This window comes from Bradyrhizobium lablabi (genome assembly GCF_900141755.1).
GTDB classification, from domain to species: Bacteria; Pseudomonadota; Alphaproteobacteria; order Rhizobiales; family Xanthobacteraceae; genus Bradyrhizobium; species Bradyrhizobium lablabi_A.
Genome location: NZ_LT670844.1, coordinates 1,853,831 through 1,870,799, shown reverse-complemented (window position 1 = coordinate 1,870,799; position 16,969 = coordinate 1,853,831). Strand labels below are relative to the sequence as shown.

Sequence of the window (16,969 nt, the reverse complement as noted above, 5' to 3'; positions counted from 1 at the left end):
GGGTTTATCTAACGTTTGGCGAAGACCAGGGTGCAGGGCCGAGCCTCATTCCGTTTTCCGGTGCCCCGCGTACCATCGAACTGCGCATCGACCGTATAACCGTAAGGCGTACCCTCTTTTTCATGACCTAACGTATACGCCGGGCCGCCGGTGAAGCCCTTCGCAAACAAGGTCGCCTTGCCGTCCGCGCCGATCTCGCCATCGATCGTGAGAAGGGGCTTGGTGTCCTCGGCGTGAAATGTCCCATCCGTCACGGTAGCCGTCATAGATCGGACGTAGCCGAGAGCCGCACCTTCTTTTGCGCAGGACACAGTCACGTTCCACGTTCCATCGAATTTCCTGGTCCTGCCCACCGGACCTTGTGCCGCCCCGCCAGGGGGTGCGAGCGCCGTTTTCTGCTTCAACTGCTCAAGGCGCGATTTGGCGAGGTTGACAAACGCGCATGTTGGGAATTTGGCAATGTGATCTTCGTACGCGGTGACGGTGCCAACGACGTCGGCAGCCTTCCAATGTGCTTCCGCCGCCGAGCAAGCGTCGAGGGGAGCGCCTTGAGCCGGAGGTGTCACGTTGATTGAAACCGGCCCATTCAAATAGAACTGCCCCACGATCGACAGCGAAAGTTCAGGAAGTTGCGATTTGCCGCTGGTTTCATAAACGTCGGTGCTGATATCGCGAAATACGTCGCCGATTTCCTTCGGTTCCTCGATACGCCTGAGGAAGGCCGCGGTGTAGGGGCTGTTGCGACCGTTTCCGTCATCGGCCGTTTGCCCGGCTTGAGTCGAGAATGAGACGATCGTGCCGAGAGGGGCGTCCATTTTCGACAGCCCCTGCCGAACTGACACGCTTCTGGCCGACCCAAGCGACCGCTTCAGGTTTTCCGCGAATGGATTATCGCGGCACGAATCCAGCACCAATATGCGCAGGTTCTTGGCCTGCTGCAGATCATTCATGATGTCGTCTACCCGGACAAAACGCTTTAAGTCCGCCTCATCATCCAGCGTTGCGTCGATTGGCATCAAATAGTTGACGCCGTTAAATTGCATCGCATGGCCGCTGTAATAAAACAGCGCCACATCGGCGCTCCTTGAGGCGCGCGAGAAGCGGATCGTTGCGTCCTGCATCTCCGCCTGGCCAAGATCAGTCCCGAAGATGACCTCGAAATTGCTTCTTCTGAGCGCCGCCGCCACATCCTCGGCGTCGTGCGGCGGATTGGCCAATCGCGGCTTATGGACGTAGGCGCCGTTGCCGATGACCAGAGCCACCCGCTTTTCGGCTGACGCCGGGCCGCAACCCAGCGCGCAGGCGGCGATCAACAGCAGGCAAACTTTCCAAAAGCTGCTCATTTGGTTCGTCATCGTAAATTCGATTAGATTATTCGGGAATGTTAGAATGACGGTAAACCTCCGTACAGTGATATTTGTCACGTCAGGGTTCGCGAAGCCCATCACAACGAATGTTGCTTGACGGGTTTCGCTGCGCTGAACCCTTCGTACAAGACTCTCTCCCCGATCCATTCTTCCCTTTGGGAGCCATGGATTGCTTCGCGGAGCCTGTCATCGGGCACGCATTCGCGCGACCCGATGGCTCGCAATGACGGTTTTGGCACCTCCGCGTGTCATCCTCCTGTCGCAAAACCGTCGGCCGGGAGTCAAAAAACCTTCGGCCCAGAGTCAAACTCGCCGGGCAGCCTCCGTCGTGATTCGACGGAGGCTCAGCCGCAATGCCGATTACGATACGCGCGAAGCGGGGTTTGACCCGGCGTCAATTTCTGGTTCGCTCGGCATCCACCGTCGCGCTCGCGGGCCTTGGCGGCCTCGCCAGGCCCTATCTCTCGCGGGCCGCGGATCGGCCCCGAATCGCGTGCGGACTGCAGTCGGGCGATGTGTCCGCGGGTTCGGCGGTGGTGTGGGCTCGCGCCGATCGTCCCGCGTGCATGCACGTCGAATGCTCGACCGTGGAAAGCTTTAAAACCATCATTCGCGCTGCGACGTCGAACGCGCTCCCGGAGCGCGACTTTACGTCAAAAGTGCTGCTCGAAAATCTTCCGCCGGGGCAGGATATCTTTTACCGCGTGCGGTTTGATGACATTGCTGGAGCCGTTTCCGGTGAAACCCAGGTCGGCATTTCCGCAACCCATCGACCGGGAAAAAATCGGTATCCTTTGTCTGGTCCGGCGATACCGCGGGCCAGGGCTGGGGCATCGATCGCAGCCGCGGCGGCATGCGCACGTATGCGACCATGCTGGAAAATCGCCCCGATTTTTTCATCCATTCCGGCGATCACATCTACGCCGATTGTCCGGTGCCTGCGCAACTCAAACTGCCGGGCGGGGAAATCTGGCGCAATGTCGTCACGGAGGAGAAATCCGTGGTCGCGCACAGCCTCATGCAATTCCGCGGCAATTATAAATACAATTTGCTCGACGAGCATCTGCGCGCCTTCAATGCGCAAGTCCCGATGTTCGCGCAGTGGGACGACCACGAAGTGACCGACGACTGGTCGCCGGCCGGCAGCACTGATGAGACCGGTTACGCCGAGGACGGCACCTCGCATCTCGTTGCGCGGGCTCGCCAGGCGTTTTTCGAATTCATGCCGATCCGCGAGCGGCCCGGACAGGCCGGCCGCGTCTACCGCAGGATAGGCTATGGGCCGCTGCTCGACGTGTTCCTGATCGACATGCGCAGCTATCGCGATTCGACCTGGAACGGGCGCGACGATCCGGGCGACGCCTTTATCCTCGGTGCGCCGCAGCTCGCCTGGCTGAAGCGCGAACTCGCTGCTTCAGATGCGTCCTGGAAGGTGATTGCCGCGGACCTGCCGATCGGATTGATCAGCAAGGATGCGATCGCGCTCGGCAACGGGCCGCCGGAGCGGCGCGAGCATGAGATTGCCGATCTATTGTCCTTCATCAAACGGGCCGGCGTCAGCAATGTTGTGTGGCTCACCGCCGACATGCATTATACCGCCGCGCATTATTACGATCCGAATCGCGCGGTGTTCCAGGATTTCGAGCCGTTCTGGGAATTCGTATCGGGTCCGCTGCATGCGGGCACCTGGACGCCCGGCGAGCTCGACAACACCTTCGGCCCCGCGGCGATGTTTCAAAAAGGCTGCAGCACTGAGCAGGGCGACAATCTCGCACCCTGCTTCGGATTGCAGTTTTTTGGCCGCGTCGATATCGACGGACGTACCGGCATCATGACGGTGACCCTGAAAGACGTCGACAATCGCAATCTATGGTCGGTCGACATCGAGCCGCGGCCGGACGCGCGGCCTGGACAATTCCTTGCCCAGCATATTTAGCGCTTTTGCTTGGGCATGATCTTTTCGGAAAACCGGTTGCCACTTTTCCGGATCATGCTCTAACGCGCCACGATCAGATAGCCGCCGAACACCAAAAGCATCGACAAACCGACGAGCGCGCCGACCACGCCGGCGACGATCGCAAACAATTCGTTGGCCTCCAGCCATCGCCGCAATGCCTTGACCATGCTAACTCGATCTTGATTTGGACCCCGCGCAGCGGGCAGACTAGCAAACGCCCGTCACACTGTCTCAGCCAACCTTTTACGGAAAAGGCGCGTTCAAGCGGCATCAGTGGATGCCGGGGGCCGGCAGTTTCAAATCTTTTGGGAGAAATCATGGAATATCTGCAAACCCAGGGCATCAGCCTGCCGCGGCTCGGGCTCGGCACTTTTCGCATGCAGGGCGATGCCTGCCGCGCCGCGGTCGAAAGTGCGCTGGCGCTCGGCTATCGGCATATCGACACCGCGGAAATGTACGGCAATGAGGACGCGATTGGGGCCGCCATTGCCGCCGCCCGGATCAAGCGTGAGGACCTGCATGTCACCACCAAAGTCTGGAACGAAAACCTCGCGCCGGACGCGATCGGCCGGGCGTTCGACGCTTCCCTGAAAAAGCTCAGGCTCGATGTGGTCGATCTCTATTTGGTGCACTGGCCCTCGAAGAACATGAACCTGCCGGCGATGTTCGAAACCCTGATGAAGCTGAAACAGGAGGGCCGTACCCGCGCCATCGGGGTTGCCAATTTCAATATCGCGCTATTGAAAACCGTGGTCGAGGAGATCAAGGCGCCGATCGCCTGCAACCAGATCGAATATCACGTGATGCTCGATCAGACCCCGATGCGAAAATATCTGGCGGCGAAATCCATCCCGCTCGTGGCCTATTGCCCGCTGGCGCAAGGCCGCGTCGCCTCCGACGAGACGCTGGCGGCGATCGGCCGCAAGCACGGCGCGAGCGCCGCGCAGGTGGCCCTAAAGTGGCTGCTCGACCAGGATGGAGTCGCCGCGATTCCGAAGGCGTCGCGCCGCGAGAGCCAGAAGGCCAATCTCGACGCGCAGAATATCGGGCTCGACGATGAGGACATCAAAGCCATTGCCGGCTTGCCGAAAGACAAGCGCTGCGTCAGTCCGGGATTCGCGCCGGCGTGGGATTAGAAAAAAGAATGGCCCCTCGCGGGGCCATTCCTGTGTCGGCCTTTAGTATTCGTGATGGCGATGCTTGATGATCACCACCTTGTCGCCGTGATGACGCCAGCCTTCGTGCCAGCCGTGGTCGCGATGTTCGCGGACCTCGGCGCGCGCGCCGAAGCGATCGTGATCGCTGTATCGATCGTGATCACGATGCTTGATCACGACGTCCTGGGCGCTGGCGATCGACGGCGCTGCGACCGCCATCGCGCCGAGTGCGGCAATCACATATCCAAACTTCTTCATGTCGTTCTCCTCGATTGAGTGAGCATTAAACATTTGAGCCGAGTAGAACGTTCCGACGGAACCACAAGAGAATTCTGAACAGATATTCAGCTTGGCGCGCGCAATCAGCTTCGCGCAATCAGCTTAGCGTCCGCAATAAGAGCGCACTTGAGCCGCATTTGTGTTGCGGCGGCGTTGGATTGCCGTTGGCGGTGAACTTGCCATCCCTGATGGTGTATTCCCGTTTCTGGTTGCGATTATACATCGCGCGCATGGTGCCGTCGCCCTGCATCATCAGGCCATATTCGCGGGTCTCCCTGGATTTCGGAAAGTAGACGTGCAAATTCAGCATGCCGTCCGCGGAGACCTCGGCGCTGAGCACACGGCTTTCATCTGACGTGTCGCCGAAGTCGCGCCGGTGCACGACCCGGCCACCCCCTGCGATCTCATAGGACAGCACCGTGCCCCGGTCTCTGTCGGGCGCCAGTGAACAGTCGAGCGACCAGGCTCCGATCAACCCCCATTTGAGCGCCGTCTCGGCAATCGTTTCCGCGGATGCGGTAACCGCAAGCATCATGGAAAAAACGATGGCCAGCGCTAACCGGCTCAAATGCCCGTTCACGTTCCGTAGCTCCGCTTCCGGTGAAGTGCTCGAAACTTAACACGTCGATGCGGACCTGCAATGCGGCGGCGCGATCGGGCGCTTGCGGCGGGCCAGTGCCCGGCGCATGATCTGCCCACAAAATAAAAATTTGGGGAACGCCATCATGTCCGCATTGTCACGCCGCAATTTTCTCGCGCTTACCGGATCGGCCGCCGCCACGGCGATGTCCGGGCATTCCGCGATGGCGGCGATGGGCCCTGCCGACAAATTCGATCTCGTGATCAAGGGCGGCGACGTGCTCGATCCCAGCCAATCGCTGCGCGGAAAGCGCGACATCGGCATCCGCTGGGGCGTGGTTGAAGCGATCGAGGCGGATATCCCGGCCGCCCGCGCGTTGAAGACCATCGATGCCTCAGGCAAATTGGTGACGCCGGGCCTGATCGACCTGCATTGCCACGTCTACCCCTATGGCTCCGCGATCGGCATTCCCGCCGACGAACTGGTGCAGTTTCAGGGCACCACCACGGTGGTGTCGGCGGGCGATGCCGGCGTCAACAACCTCGCCGCACTCCGCCGCTATATCGTGGCGCAGTCGCGTGCGCGGATCTATGCCTTTGTCCACATCGCCAATAACGGCCTGTCGGCGTTCCCGGTCGCCGAGCTCTACAATATCGACAATGCGCAAACCGAGGCCTGCGCCATGGCGCTCGCCGAAAATCCGGATTTTTTGATCGGGGTAAAAGTGCGGATGTCGGAAAACATCATCTTCAAGCACGGGCTAGAGCCACTCAAGCGCGGCATCCAGGCCTGCGAGATGTGCGGCTGGCCTGCGAAGATGATGGTGCATATCGGCGGCGTCGAGACCGGCGAGTTGATGTCGCAGATACTCGACCTGCTGCGGCCCGGCGACGTGCTGACCCATGCTTATTCCGGCGCGCCGAACATCGCCGGCGCCTTCACCAACATCGTACAGGACGGCAAATTGTTGCCGGCCGCGCTCGCCGCCAAGCAGCGCGGCGTGATCTTCGATGTCGGCCACGGCGGCGGCAGCTTTGATTTTACCGTAGCGGAAGTGGCGATTCCCGGCGGCTGCACGCCCGACACCATCTCGTCCGACATGCATGTGTTTTCGGGCAACACGCCGGGCATGCCGTTCCTTCCCAACGTGATGAGCAAGTTCATGGCGATGGGCTTTTCGCTGGAGCAGGTAGTGACGATGACGACCTCGGCGCCGGCAAAAATCATCAACCGCGCGCCGAAGATCGGCACGCTGCAGACCGGCGCGCCCGGCGACGTCGCAATCATGGAGCTGGTGGAAGGGCCGGTCACGTTCGTCGACACCCGCAACAACAAACGCGACGGCAAGGCGTATCTGAAACCGGTGCAGACCGTGATCAACGGCGTGCCGTTCGGCAGGCCGTATCAGGCGCCGTTCGCGGTGCGCTAAGCGCAATCACCGACCAGCATTCGATCAACGTCACAGCCGCCCGGATCAGCCCAATTGTTTCTGCGGTTGGCTTTCGCTCACGATGTCAGCGATGACAGCGCCCATCACCAGGGCGCCGCCAACAAGAGCCTGCGAGGAAGGAACTTCCTGGAACGCCAGCCACACCCAAAAGGGCATCAGCGGTGTCTCCAGCGTTGCGATCAGCGTGGCTTGACCTGATGGCAATAGCCGCGATCCCAGCACGAATAAACTAAGACCCAAGGCGACCTGGAAGAACCCGAACATCGCGAAGATGACGAGATCGGCTCCGGTCACGCTGGCAATTCCATGAGCGAAGGGAATGCTTACAACACTGCCCAGCACATTCGACAACGCCGCCGCCGCCACCATCGGCGTGTCCTTGTGCCTTCGGACGGTGACCGTCATTGCCGCTATCGCAACGGTCATCAGGCACGCCAGGGCGATTCCGAGGACATCGGAACTGGCGCGCATATTGCCGACGATGATGGTGACGCCGCAGAGAGCCACAAGGCTCGCCAGCATGGTTTGCCATCGGGCGGCTTCCCGCAGCCATATCCAGGCGATGGCCGCGGCGACGAACGGCCCCGTCGCGATGATGATGGCAACATTCGATACGCTGGTGAGCTGCAGGGCGGGGATGAAGGCAACCATGCCCAATGTCGAGAGGGATGCGACCAGCCAGCCGTTCCTTCCCACCCCGGTCAAATCCCGCAAGCCGGCCCGGCCTTGCGTCAGCACCAGAATGACGGCGATGAGGCCGCCGCCGAAAAGCCCTCGCCAGAACAGGATCGTCCAGGAGTCGAACGGCAGCAGTCGTGTGAAGAACGGCGCCGTGCTGCAGGCCACGGCCGCGGCGGCGACAAGGGCGATGCCTGCGCGATGCTGCGAATGAGCGGTCGCCATATGGGAAAAATCCTGTTGGCGACCAAGGCTGCGCCCAATCGCGGTAGCGACACTGTCAGGCCGAACTCAAATTGACGTTCGCGCGGCCTGCTCCACATTCGCGATCCTCGCCGGCACGCCGAATTCCCTCCGGCACACCTCCGCCAGCACGGCGACGCCCTCGCGGATCTGGTCATGCGATGGGTTGGCAAAACACAGCCGGAGCCGGCAGCCGGCATAGGTTTTGTCGGTGGACCATTCCGGCCCCGGATTGATAGAGACGCCGGCGGCGAGCGCTGCCTGGTAGAGTTTTAGTGTATCGACATTGTCGGGCAGCTTGACCCACAGAAAGATGCCGCCTTTGGGCTCTTCGAATTCCGCCGATGTGCCGAACTGCTCATTGAGGGCTTCCATCAAGGTGTCGAGCTTGGCGCGCAAACCACGGGTCAGTTTCGGCACGTGAGTGGCAAAATGCGGCGCGCAATATTCCGCGAGCACCATCTGCTCGAGCGCGCCCGAACCTGCATCGGTCTTCAGCGCCAGCATCCGCGACAGCATCTCCCAGGGGGCGACAATAAAACCCACCCGCAGCGCCGGCGCGATCGATTTTGAGAACGAGCCGATGTGGATGACGCCGCCGCTCGTGCTCATGGCGTAGATCGCGGGCGGGCGTTTGCCGTCCCAGATCAGATCGGCGTAGCAATCGTCCTCGAACACCGGCACGCGGTATTGCTGCGCGAGTCTTAAAAGTTCGGCGCGGCGCGTCTCGGGCATGATGGTGCCGGTCGGGTTTTGCACGGTCGGGATGGTGTAGATGTATTTCGGCGTGATGCCGCGGCTTTTGAGGTCGGCAAGCGCCGCCGCCAGCGCATCCATCCGCATGCCCTCGCGATCGAGCGGAATGCCGACGGTGTTGACGCCGAGCCGGGTCAGCCGGTTCAGCGCGCCCTGGTAGCTGTCGCGCTCGATGATCACGGTATCGCCGCGCGCCAACAGCGTGGCGTTGACGAGGTCGAGCGCCTGCAGCGAGCCGGAGACGATCAGGATGTCGTCGGCCGAGCAGGCGAGACTGGCGTCACGCTTCAGTTTCGCACTGAGAAATTCGCGCAGCCGGCGATACCCCTGCGGGCCGCTGGCCAGCCCATAGGTCGCGAGCGTCTTGCCCTCGCGGTGCAGCACGGCGCTGGCGGCGTCGATCAGGCCCTCGACCGGCACCTGGTCCGGATCGTTATTGCCGCCGACAAAACTGTACTTTGCCAGGCCCGTCCACTTCGCGGCGGGCGCGGGCAAACCCGCGGGCAGCAGGGGCGCGAAGTCGAACGTTGCCGAAGGCATGGAAGCTGAAGTCACGGAAGCCGAAGTCTTGGAAACCGAAGTCATCGGAAGGCGTCTCCCTTGTTCTTTGTTGGTTCCGATCATAGACAAGTCTGCGGCGCTTGTCGTTATGCCCCTGGCCGATCTGCCCTGCGTAATGATGCTGGCGCGGGCTTAAGAGTCCGGCTAATGCTCCCGGCACCAATGCGAGACCTCAAAGTATGTCCGATCCGATCCAGGAAGTTCTGCAAGCTTTTGCGCACGGCGAGCTCGTCGTCGTCACCGATGACGATGACCGCGAAGGCGAGGGCGATCTGATCGTCGCGGCGTCGCTGTGCACCGCCGAAAAGATGGCGTTCATCATCCGTCACACCTCGGGCATCGTCTGCGCCCCGATCACCACCGAAGACGCGCGCCGGCTGCGGCTCGACCCGATGGTGGCGCACAACGAATCCAGCCACACCACCGCTTTCACGGTGTCGATCGACTATAAGCCCGACGGCGGCACCGGGATTTCGGCCGACGAACGCGCCTCCTGCTGCCGGGCGCTGGCCAATCCGAACGCCGGCGCCAACGATTTCGCCCGGCCCGGCCACGTGTTTCCGCTGATCGCGCGCGACGGCGGCGTGCTGCTGCGCTCTGGCCATACCGAGGCCGCGGTCGATCTCTGCAAGCTTAGCGGCCTGCCGCCGGTCGGGGTCATCAGCGAATTGATGAATGACGACGGCTCGGTCATGAAGGGCGAGCAGGTGGCGCGGTTCGCGGCCGCCCACAAGCTCAAGCACGTCACCATCGCCGACATGATCGCCTATCGCCAGGCGCGCGAGAAATTGATCGAGCGGGTCGCGACCTTTACCACCGAAAGCCCGATCGGGCCGCTGCAGGGCTATGCCTATCGCTCGCCGTTCGACGAGATTGCGCATGTGGCGTTCGTCTATAACGGCATTGGCGACGGCAAGAACGTGCTGACGCGGTTTCACAAGCCCAACATCGTCAAGGACATCTTCACCGGGCCGAAGCGCATGCAGGCGGTGCTCGAGCATTTCAAGAAGGCCGGCAGCGGCGTGCTGGTCTATTTGCGCGATGGCGCCGCCGGCGTTCCCGTCACGCCGCTGCCGGAGGAGAAATCCGCCGAAGCCGACCGCAACCGGCAATGGCGCGAGGTCGGCGTCGGCGCGCAGATCCTGCGCGATCTCGGCGTCACCTCGATCCGCCACCTGACGTCGTCGGTGCACGACTACAAGGGCCTGTCCGGTTTTGGCATCGAGATCGTCTGCAACGAACAGCTTGAAGAGTGATGTGCCGTCATTCCGGGACAGCTCGAAGAGCTGGACCCGGAATCTCGAGATTCCGGGTTCACGCTTCGCGCGCCCCGGAATGACGGGTGAGTGGCATCCGTCCAATTCAATTGCGCTTCTGCCTTTATCGCTTTAAAATAAATACAATGATGCGAAAGGAATTTTCATGAGCGTGCGCCCTCAGACCAAGGACAAGCCGTCCCCGGTGAATTTCCAGTGGGACGATCCGTTCATGCTCGACGAGCAGCTCACCGAAGACGAGCGCATGATCCGCGACACCGCGCGCGCCTATGCGCAGGACAAGCTGTTGCCGCGCGTGACCAAGGCCTATCTGGAGGAAAAGGTCGATCGCGACATTTTTCAAGAGATGGGCGAACTCGGCCTGATCGGTATTACGTTGCCTGAAGAATATGGCTGCGCCAACGCGAGCTACGTCGCCTATGGGCTGGTCGCGCGCGAGATCGAGCGGGTCGATTCCGGTTATCGCTCGATGAACTCGGTGCAGTCCTCGCTGGTGATGCATCCGATCTACGCCTATGGCGACGAGAACCAGCGCAAGAAATATCTCCCGAAACTCGCGACCGGAGAATGGGTCGGCTGTTTCGGCCTGACCGAGCCGGACGCCGGTTCCGATCCCGGCGGCATGAAGACCCGCGCCGAGAAGACCTCCGACGGTTACCGGCTGACCGGCACCAAGATGTGGATTTCGAATGCGCCGATCGCCGACGTATTCGTGATCTGGGCGAAATCGGCCGAACACAACAACCATATCCGCGGTTTTATTCTCGAGAAAGGCATGAAGGGCCTGTCGGCGCCGAAGATCGGCGGCAAGCTTTCCTTGCGCGCGTCCGTCACCGGCGAAGTGGTGATGGAGGGCGTGGAGGTGCCGGAGAGCGCGCTGTTACCGAATGTGTCCGGCCTGAAGGGGCCGTTCGGTTGCCTCAACCGCGCCCGCTACGGCATCTCCTGGGGCGCGATGGGCGCTGCCGAAGACTGCATGCACCGCGCGCGGCAATACACGCTCGACCGCAAGCAGTTCAACCGGCCGCTCGCTGCAACACAATTGGTGCAGAAGAAGCTCGCCGACATGCAGACCGACATCGCGCTCGGCCTGCAGGCCAGCCTGCGGGTCGGCCGGTTGATGGACGAGGGCAAGATGGCGCCGGAGATGATCTCGATCGTCAAGCGCAACAATTGCGGCAAGGCGCTCGACATCGCGCGCATGGCGCGTGACATGCACGGCGGCAACGGCATTCAGATCGAATACCACGTGATGCGCCACGCCGCGAATTTGGAAACCGTCAACACCTATGAAGGCACCCACGACGTCCATGCCCTGATCCTGGGCCGCGCCATCACCGGCATTCAGGCGTTTTCGTGAGGCGCTGTTTTGCGACTCCGACATAGCCCCGCATCCTGCTGTCATCGTCCGCGAAGGCGGACGATCCAGTACGCCGCGGCTTCTCGTTTTATCTCGAACGTCTGTGATTACTGGATACCCCGCCTTCGCGGGGTATGACGGCTGTGGGCACCTCGGTACCCGTGCAATTGAATTTGAATAGGGAATCCCCATGGCCGATAACGACGACGTCCCGTTCAACCGCGATTTTCCATTAAAACCCGGCGTGGCCGAGGAAGTCCGTCCCGGCGTGCGGCGGGTTCTCTGCAACAATCCGAGCCCCTTCACCTTCACCGGCACGGTGAGTTACGTCGTCGGCCGCGGCAAGGTCGCGATCATCGATCCCGGCCCCGACAATGAGGCGCATGCGGCGGCGCTGCTCGATGCCGTGCGCGGCGAGACCGTGACGCATATTCTGGTCACCCATACCCATCGCGATCACTCGCCGAATACCGCGCGGATCAAGGCGGCGACCGGCGCCAAGGTCTATGCGGAGGGGCCGCACCGCGCCTCGCGGCCGCGCTTCGAGAGCGAGAAGCACAATCCGGAATCCGGCGCCGACCGCGACTTCAGGCCGGACATCGCCGTGCGCGACGGCGAGATGATCGAGGGCGAGGGGTGGACGCTGCAGGCAGTCGCAACGCCCGGCCATACCGCCAACCATCTGGCGTTCGCCTGGCCGGAGCGGAAAATTTCCTTCGTCGGCGATCATGTGATGGGCTGGTCGACCTCGATCGTGGCGCCGCCGGACGGATCGATGACCGACTATATGGCGTCGCTCGAGCGGCTGACGGCGCGCGATGAGGATTTTTATCTCTCTGGCCACGGTCCAGAGATCTCGGAAGGGCCGCGCTACGTACGGTTTCTGATCCGCCACCGTCAGGCCCGCGAAGCCTCGATCCTGCATCGCCTTGCCAAGGGCGAGGCGGATATTCCTACCATGGTGCGCGCGATCTATATCGGCATCGACCCGCGATTGACGGGCGCGGCCGGCTATTCCGTGCTGGCGCATTTGGAAGATTTGGTCGCCCGCGGCATCGTTGCGACCGACGGCGACCCGGTGATCGGGGGGACGTATCGGCTGGCCTCTTAACCTCTCCCCGCTCTTTGCGGGGAGAGGTCGAAATTCGCGGTAGCGAATTTCGGGTGAGGGGCGAGGCACGATGCCTCACCCAACACTAGCGTTCGCGGATAGATGCCCCTCACCCCAACCCTCTCCCCGCGAAGGGGCGGGGCGAGGGAGCGCAGTTCGCTGAGGTGGCACCGCATCCCTATTCGCTACTCGCTACTCGCCACTTCCCTACTTCTTCACCACCTTCGGCGCCGGCTTGACCGGCAGCGGCTGCGGCTTCTTGGCCGGCTTGAGGTTGGCGTTGTCGACCGCTGAGTTGATGTCGTCGATCAGTTTCGTGATCCGCGCGGCGTTGCTGCCGAGATCGCTTTCGAAATAGCGCGACGAGGAGCGGATATCGACCCGCGAATCCTCGCCGTCCGCCGTGACGCGGATCGACACGTCCTCGCGAAATCCCATGATCGGCGTCCGCGCCACCGCCTCGATGCGGCCGATGCGGCGCGGCGGAAGCGGCGGGCGCTCGTCGATCACGAGCCATTTGCGCTTGGTCACGAGCTGCAGCGTGATGTCGAAGGCGCGCTGCACGGGGATATCGAGTTCCACCGGCTCGATATCGGGATAATACTGGCGCTGCTGTTCGGCCGAATAGAGGCCGGCATAGACCGCGGTGTTGGTGCCCTCACCCGAGCGCAGCCGCGCCAGGGCCTCGAAACGCGGCGGGTCGATCGGATCGGTGGTAATGTCGTGGATCGGCGGCAGCTTGCGATATTGTAGCGCGAGATAGGCCGGATAGGCGAGCACGACCGCGTCGATCAGAAGCGCCAGCAGGATGCGGCTCATGCCGCGCGATCCGTTCTGCCAGATCGCGACAAAGGCGGCGAACCCGATCAGGATCGAAAGGACGGCACAGGCCAGCGCCCCGAAAAACGTTGCCAGCGCCGGTTTCATCTCGAGAAAGCCGAAGCGGACAATGATGATCGAGACCACGACCGCGACCACCGAGAACACCGCGAGATTGCGCGCCCATGAGGCGAGGCTGGACACGGGCTCCGACTGGTAGGGAGCGGAAAACCTGCGGGCCATCGGTCAAAATCTGCCGGGTTGGAGCGTTAGCCTCGCGAAATAGGCCAAGCTTGCAAAACTGGTCCGTTTGAGACCACGGACCTGCGGCAAATTCAAGGGTGGAATGCTACCCTCAGAGATCGTCATGCCCGGGCATAGCCGTCCGAAGGACGGCGTCGCTTCCGCTCGCCTATGTCCCGGGCATCCACGTCTTACTTTCCTCGCGCGACAAGATGTGGATGGCCGGGACAAGCCCGCCCGGGCATGACGGCTGGCAAATCCCTCATGCCGCCGCGTTTGGGAAAGAGTACGCCTTGAACTGGTCGCGCAGCGCGGTCTTGAGGATCTTGCCGGTGGCGGTATGCGGAATGCCGTCGACGAACACGATGTCGTCGGGCATCCACCATTTTGCAATTTTGCCATCCATGTATTTCAGGATGTCCTCGCGCGTTGCGGTCGCGCCCTGCTTGAGCTGCACGATCAGGAGCGGACGCTCGTCCCACTTCGGATGATGGACGCCGATCACGGCGGCCTCCGCGACCGCGGGATGGCCGACGGCGAGATTTTCCAAATCGATCGAGGAAATCCATTCGCCGCCGGATTTGATCACGTCCTTGGAGCGGTCGGTGATCCGCATATAGCCGTGACCGTCGATGGTCGCGACATCGCCGGTATCGAAATAGCCGTCCTCGTCAAGGATGTTGGCGTCGATGCGGAAATACGCCTTCGACACCGCGGGGCCTGAGACCTTCAGCCGCCCAAACGTCTTGCCGTCCCATGGCAGCTCCTTGCCGGCATCGTCGGTGATTTTCATCTGGACGCCAAACGGCGGATAGCCCTGGGTCTGCAGCATGTCGAGCCGGGCGTCGCCTTCGAGTTCGGCAAACGGCGGCTTTAACGCCGCCAGCGTGCCGATCGGGCTCATCTCGGTCATGCCCCAGGCATGGCGCACCGTGACCCCCATGTCGACGAACGCCTTGATCATCGAGCGCGGCATCGCCGAGCCGCCGCAGACCACAAATCGCAGATGTGGCAGTTTCAAATGGTTGGCGGCGATATGATTGAGCAGCATCAGCCACACCGTGGGCACGCCGGCGGTATGCGTCACCTTCTCGGTCTCGAGCAGTTCGAACACCGAGGCGCCGTCGAGCTTGGCGCCGGGGAATACCAGCTTGGTGCCCATCGAGGGCGCCGAGAACGCGATGCCCCAGCTATTGGCATGGAACAGCGGCACCACCGGCAGCATCGTATCCCCGGCATTGGCGCCCAGGGAATCGCCGGTGTTGGCCATCAAGGCGTGCAGCACATTGGAGCGGTGCGAATACAACACGCCCTTGGGATCGCCTGTTGTGCCCGAGGTGTAGCACATGGCGGCTGCGGTATTCTCCTCAAAGGTCTTCCATTTGAAATCGCCGTCGGCTTGCGCGATCCAGTCCTCATAGGGGACCGCGTTCTTCAGCGTGGTCTGGGGCATGTGCGCTTTGTCGGTGAACACGACATAGCGTTCGATGCTTGGCATTTTGTCGGCGATTTTTTCCAGGATCGGCACGAAGGTGAGATCGGTCATCAGCACGCGGTCTTGCGCATGGTTGACGATCCAGGCGATCTGCTCCGGGAACAGCCGCGGATTGACGGTATGGCAGATCGCGCCGATGCCCATGATGCCGTACCAGGCTTCGAGATGGCGCCAGGTGTTCCAGGCGATGGTGGCGACGCGGTCGCCGAGCTTGATGCCGTCGCGGTCCAGCCGTTGCGAAACTTTTAGCGCGCGATCTCGGATATTTTTGTAATTGGTGCGGTGGATCGGGCCTTCGACGGATCGCGTCACGATCTCCTGCGTTCCATGAATCTGCGCGGCGTGCTCGATAATCCGGTGACAAAGCAAAGGCCAGTCTTGCATCAATCCAAGCATTCGAACGTCCCTCCAGAGTGTGCTATCGCTTGTCGCGGGTCACGGAATTGCCATGAACCTTAGCGCGGAGAAAGCATGCCGCAAATGGCCTTATAGCTGCGGCGGCCGCGCCCGAGCGGCCAAAATGGTTACCGCCGTAACCGCGCTGGCGATACTTGGCGCGCTGGCCGCTCCCGCGGCGGCGGCACGGAGGCCCGTTGCCTTTCCGTGGGGAGACCTGTTCGGGGAGAAAAAGCCAAAACTGCGCAGGGCAGCCCTTCCCCCCTCTGTGCCATTGCCAAAACCGCGTCCGGCCGAGGCGCCGGCAAAGGAGCCCGAGAAGCCGGAGCCAGCCAAACAGGCGCCGGCGGAAACCGCGAAACCTGCCGAGACCGCAAAGCCTGTCGAACCGGCAACGCCGCCACCGCCTTCGGCCTGCCGGCTGGCGCTGACGGAGGAGATCGCCATCGCCCCCTCTATTCCCGACATCCATGGCCCCGGCGGCTGCGGCGGCGAGGATCTGGTACGGCTGGAAGCCGTGGTGCTGCCGGACAAGCATCAGGTCGCGCTAAAACCCGCCGCGATCCTGCGCTGCAAGATGGCGTCCGCGATTGCCGACTGGGTCCGCACCGACGTGGCGCCGCTGGCTACCAGTCTGGGCAGCGTCATCTCTGTTCTCGACAATTTCGACTCGTTCGAATGCCGCGGCCGTAACCGCGTCGCCGGCGCCCCATTGTCCGAGCATGGCCGCGCCAATGCGCTCGATGTGCGCGCCTTAAAACTTGCCAACGGCCAGTCGATCTCGCTGACCGACCGCACCGTGTCGCGGGACTTGCGCGAAAGCGTGCTGCACGCGGTGTGCGCGCGCTTCATGACGGTGCTGGGGCCGGGCTCGGACTGGTATCACGAGGACCACATCCATCTCGATCTGATGGAGCGGCACAACAATTACAAAATCTGCCAGTGGAATGTGTGGGACCCGCTGCCGCAGATCGCGCCGCTATTGCCGGCCGGGCGTCCCGACGAAGCGCCGCCGCGCGAGGTCGCCGCCAAATCGGACGCGGCCGGGCCTGCGAAATCGGATGCCGCAAAGCCCGACACGGCCGAGCCGGAGGGAGGCGACGCCGAGCCGGCAACGAAACCGCCGGCAACGAAACAGCTTGAAACGAAAAAGCTTGCAACGAAAAAGCTTGAAACGAAAAAGCTTGAAACGAAAAAGCGCCGGTAAAACCGGCGCTTTTTGATCATCGACCGCTGCGGT

General features: G+C 62.0%; 14 protein-coding genes and 1 pseudogene. 7 read left to right on the top strand and 8 right to left on the bottom strand.

Going from position 1 to position 16,969, the window contains the following annotated elements:
* Positions 1-8: 8 nt before the first annotated feature.
* Entirely contained in the window at positions 9-1,355 is a 1,347-nt protein-coding gene (locus B5526_RS08770) for a caspase family protein (protein ID WP_244562233.1), read from the bottom strand.
* Positions 1,356-1,720: 365 nt separating this feature from the next.
* On the opposite strand from B5526_RS08770, the pseudogene B5526_RS08765 reads away from it, so the two are divergent.
* Positions 1,721-3,303, top strand: a pseudogene (locus B5526_RS08765) (alkaline phosphatase D family protein).
* Between the two features lie 59 nt (positions 3,304-3,362).
* Here the strand turns inward: B5526_RS08765 and B5526_RS39400 are convergent.
* Positions 3,363-3,491 (bottom strand): hypothetical protein, encoded by a 129-nt coding sequence (locus tag B5526_RS39400; protein WP_283807610.1) that lies wholly within the window; start codon positions 3,489-3,491, stop codon positions 3,363-3,365.
* 150 nt (positions 3,492-3,641) lie between these two features.
* Here B5526_RS39400 and B5526_RS08760 point away from each other — a divergent pair, with 150 nt between their 5' ends.
* Positions 3,642-4,460, top strand: a complete 819-nt coding sequence (locus B5526_RS08760; protein ID WP_079537848.1) for an aldo/keto reductase — start codon at positions 3,642-3,644, stop codon at positions 4,458-4,460.
* Between the two features lie 42 nt (positions 4,461-4,502).
* On the opposite strand, the gene B5526_RS08755 is transcribed toward B5526_RS08760, so the two are convergent.
* Both B5526_RS08755 and B5526_RS08750 read right to left on the bottom strand, forming a co-directional pair.
* Positions 4,503-4,739, bottom strand: coding sequence for a hypothetical protein (locus tag B5526_RS08755; protein ID WP_079537847.1), 237 nt, complete (start codon positions 4,737-4,739; stop codon positions 4,503-4,505).
* Between the two features lie 118 nt (positions 4,740-4,857).
* Complete coding sequence (locus B5526_RS08750; RefSeq protein ID WP_244562232.1) at positions 4,858-5,340, bottom strand: hypothetical protein; 483 nt, start codon at positions 5,338-5,340, stop codon at positions 4,858-4,860.
* A 145-nt stretch (positions 5,341-5,485) separates the two neighbouring features.
* Between B5526_RS08750 and B5526_RS08745 the strand changes: the two genes are divergently transcribed.
* Positions 5,486-6,769 carry an amidohydrolase family protein gene (locus B5526_RS08745; protein WP_079537845.1) on the top strand — a complete coding sequence of 428 codons (1,284 nt, stop codon included), beginning with the start codon at positions 5,486-5,488 and terminating at the stop codon, positions 6,767-6,769.
* Between the two features lie 45 nt (positions 6,770-6,814).
* Here the strand turns inward: B5526_RS08745 and B5526_RS08740 are convergent, their stop codons facing one another.
* Both B5526_RS08740 and B5526_RS08735 read right to left on the bottom strand, forming a co-directional pair.
* Positions 6,815-7,693 carry a DMT family transporter gene (locus tag B5526_RS08740; protein ID WP_079537844.1) on the bottom strand — a complete coding sequence of 293 codons (879 nt, stop codon included), beginning with the start codon at positions 7,691-7,693 and terminating at the stop codon, positions 6,815-6,817.
* A 66-nt stretch (positions 7,694-7,759) separates the two neighbouring features.
* Positions 7,760-9,052, bottom strand: a complete 1,293-nt coding sequence (locus B5526_RS08735; RefSeq protein ID WP_244562231.1) for a PLP-dependent aminotransferase family protein — start codon at positions 9,050-9,052, stop codon at positions 7,760-7,762.
* 155 nt (positions 9,053-9,207) lie between these two features.
* On the opposite strand from B5526_RS08735, the gene ribB reads away from it, so the two are divergent.
* From ribB to B5526_RS08720, 3 genes are all read left to right on the top strand, one after another.
* Positions 9,208-10,284: a 3,4-dihydroxy-2-butanone-4-phosphate synthase gene (ribB, locus tag B5526_RS08730; RefSeq protein ID WP_079537842.1), complete on the top strand. Its 1,077-nt coding sequence runs from the start codon at positions 9,208-9,210 to the stop codon at positions 10,282-10,284.
* Positions 10,285-10,450: 166 nt separating this feature from the next.
* Positions 10,451-11,665: an acyl-CoA dehydrogenase gene (locus tag B5526_RS08725; RefSeq protein ID WP_079537841.1), complete on the top strand. Its 1,215-nt coding sequence runs from the start codon at positions 10,451-10,453 to the stop codon at positions 11,663-11,665.
* A 190-nt stretch (positions 11,666-11,855) separates the two neighbouring features.
* Positions 11,856-12,776, top strand: coding sequence for an MBL fold metallo-hydrolase (locus B5526_RS08720; protein WP_079537840.1), 921 nt, complete (start codon positions 11,856-11,858; stop codon positions 12,774-12,776).
* Positions 12,777-12,983: 207 nt separating this feature from the next.
* Here the strand turns inward: B5526_RS08720 and B5526_RS08715 are convergent, their stop codons facing one another.
* Positions 12,984-13,838: a DUF1499 domain-containing protein gene (locus B5526_RS08715; protein ID WP_079537839.1), complete on the bottom strand. Its 855-nt coding sequence runs from the start codon at positions 13,836-13,838 to the stop codon at positions 12,984-12,986.
* A 262-nt stretch (positions 13,839-14,100) separates the two neighbouring features.
* Complete coding sequence (locus B5526_RS08710; protein WP_079537838.1) at positions 14,101-15,729, bottom strand: fatty-acid--CoA ligase; 1,629 nt, start codon at positions 15,727-15,729, stop codon at positions 14,101-14,103.
* 52 nt (positions 15,730-15,781) lie between these two features.
* Between B5526_RS08710 and B5526_RS08705 the strand changes: the two genes are divergently transcribed.
* The gene (locus B5526_RS08705; protein ID WP_079537837.1) at positions 15,782-16,936 is read left to right on the top strand and encodes an extensin family protein; all 1,155 of its coding nucleotides are present in this window, start codon (positions 15,782-15,784) and stop codon (positions 16,934-16,936) included.
* The last annotated feature ends 33 nt before the right edge of the window (positions 16,937-16,969 follow it).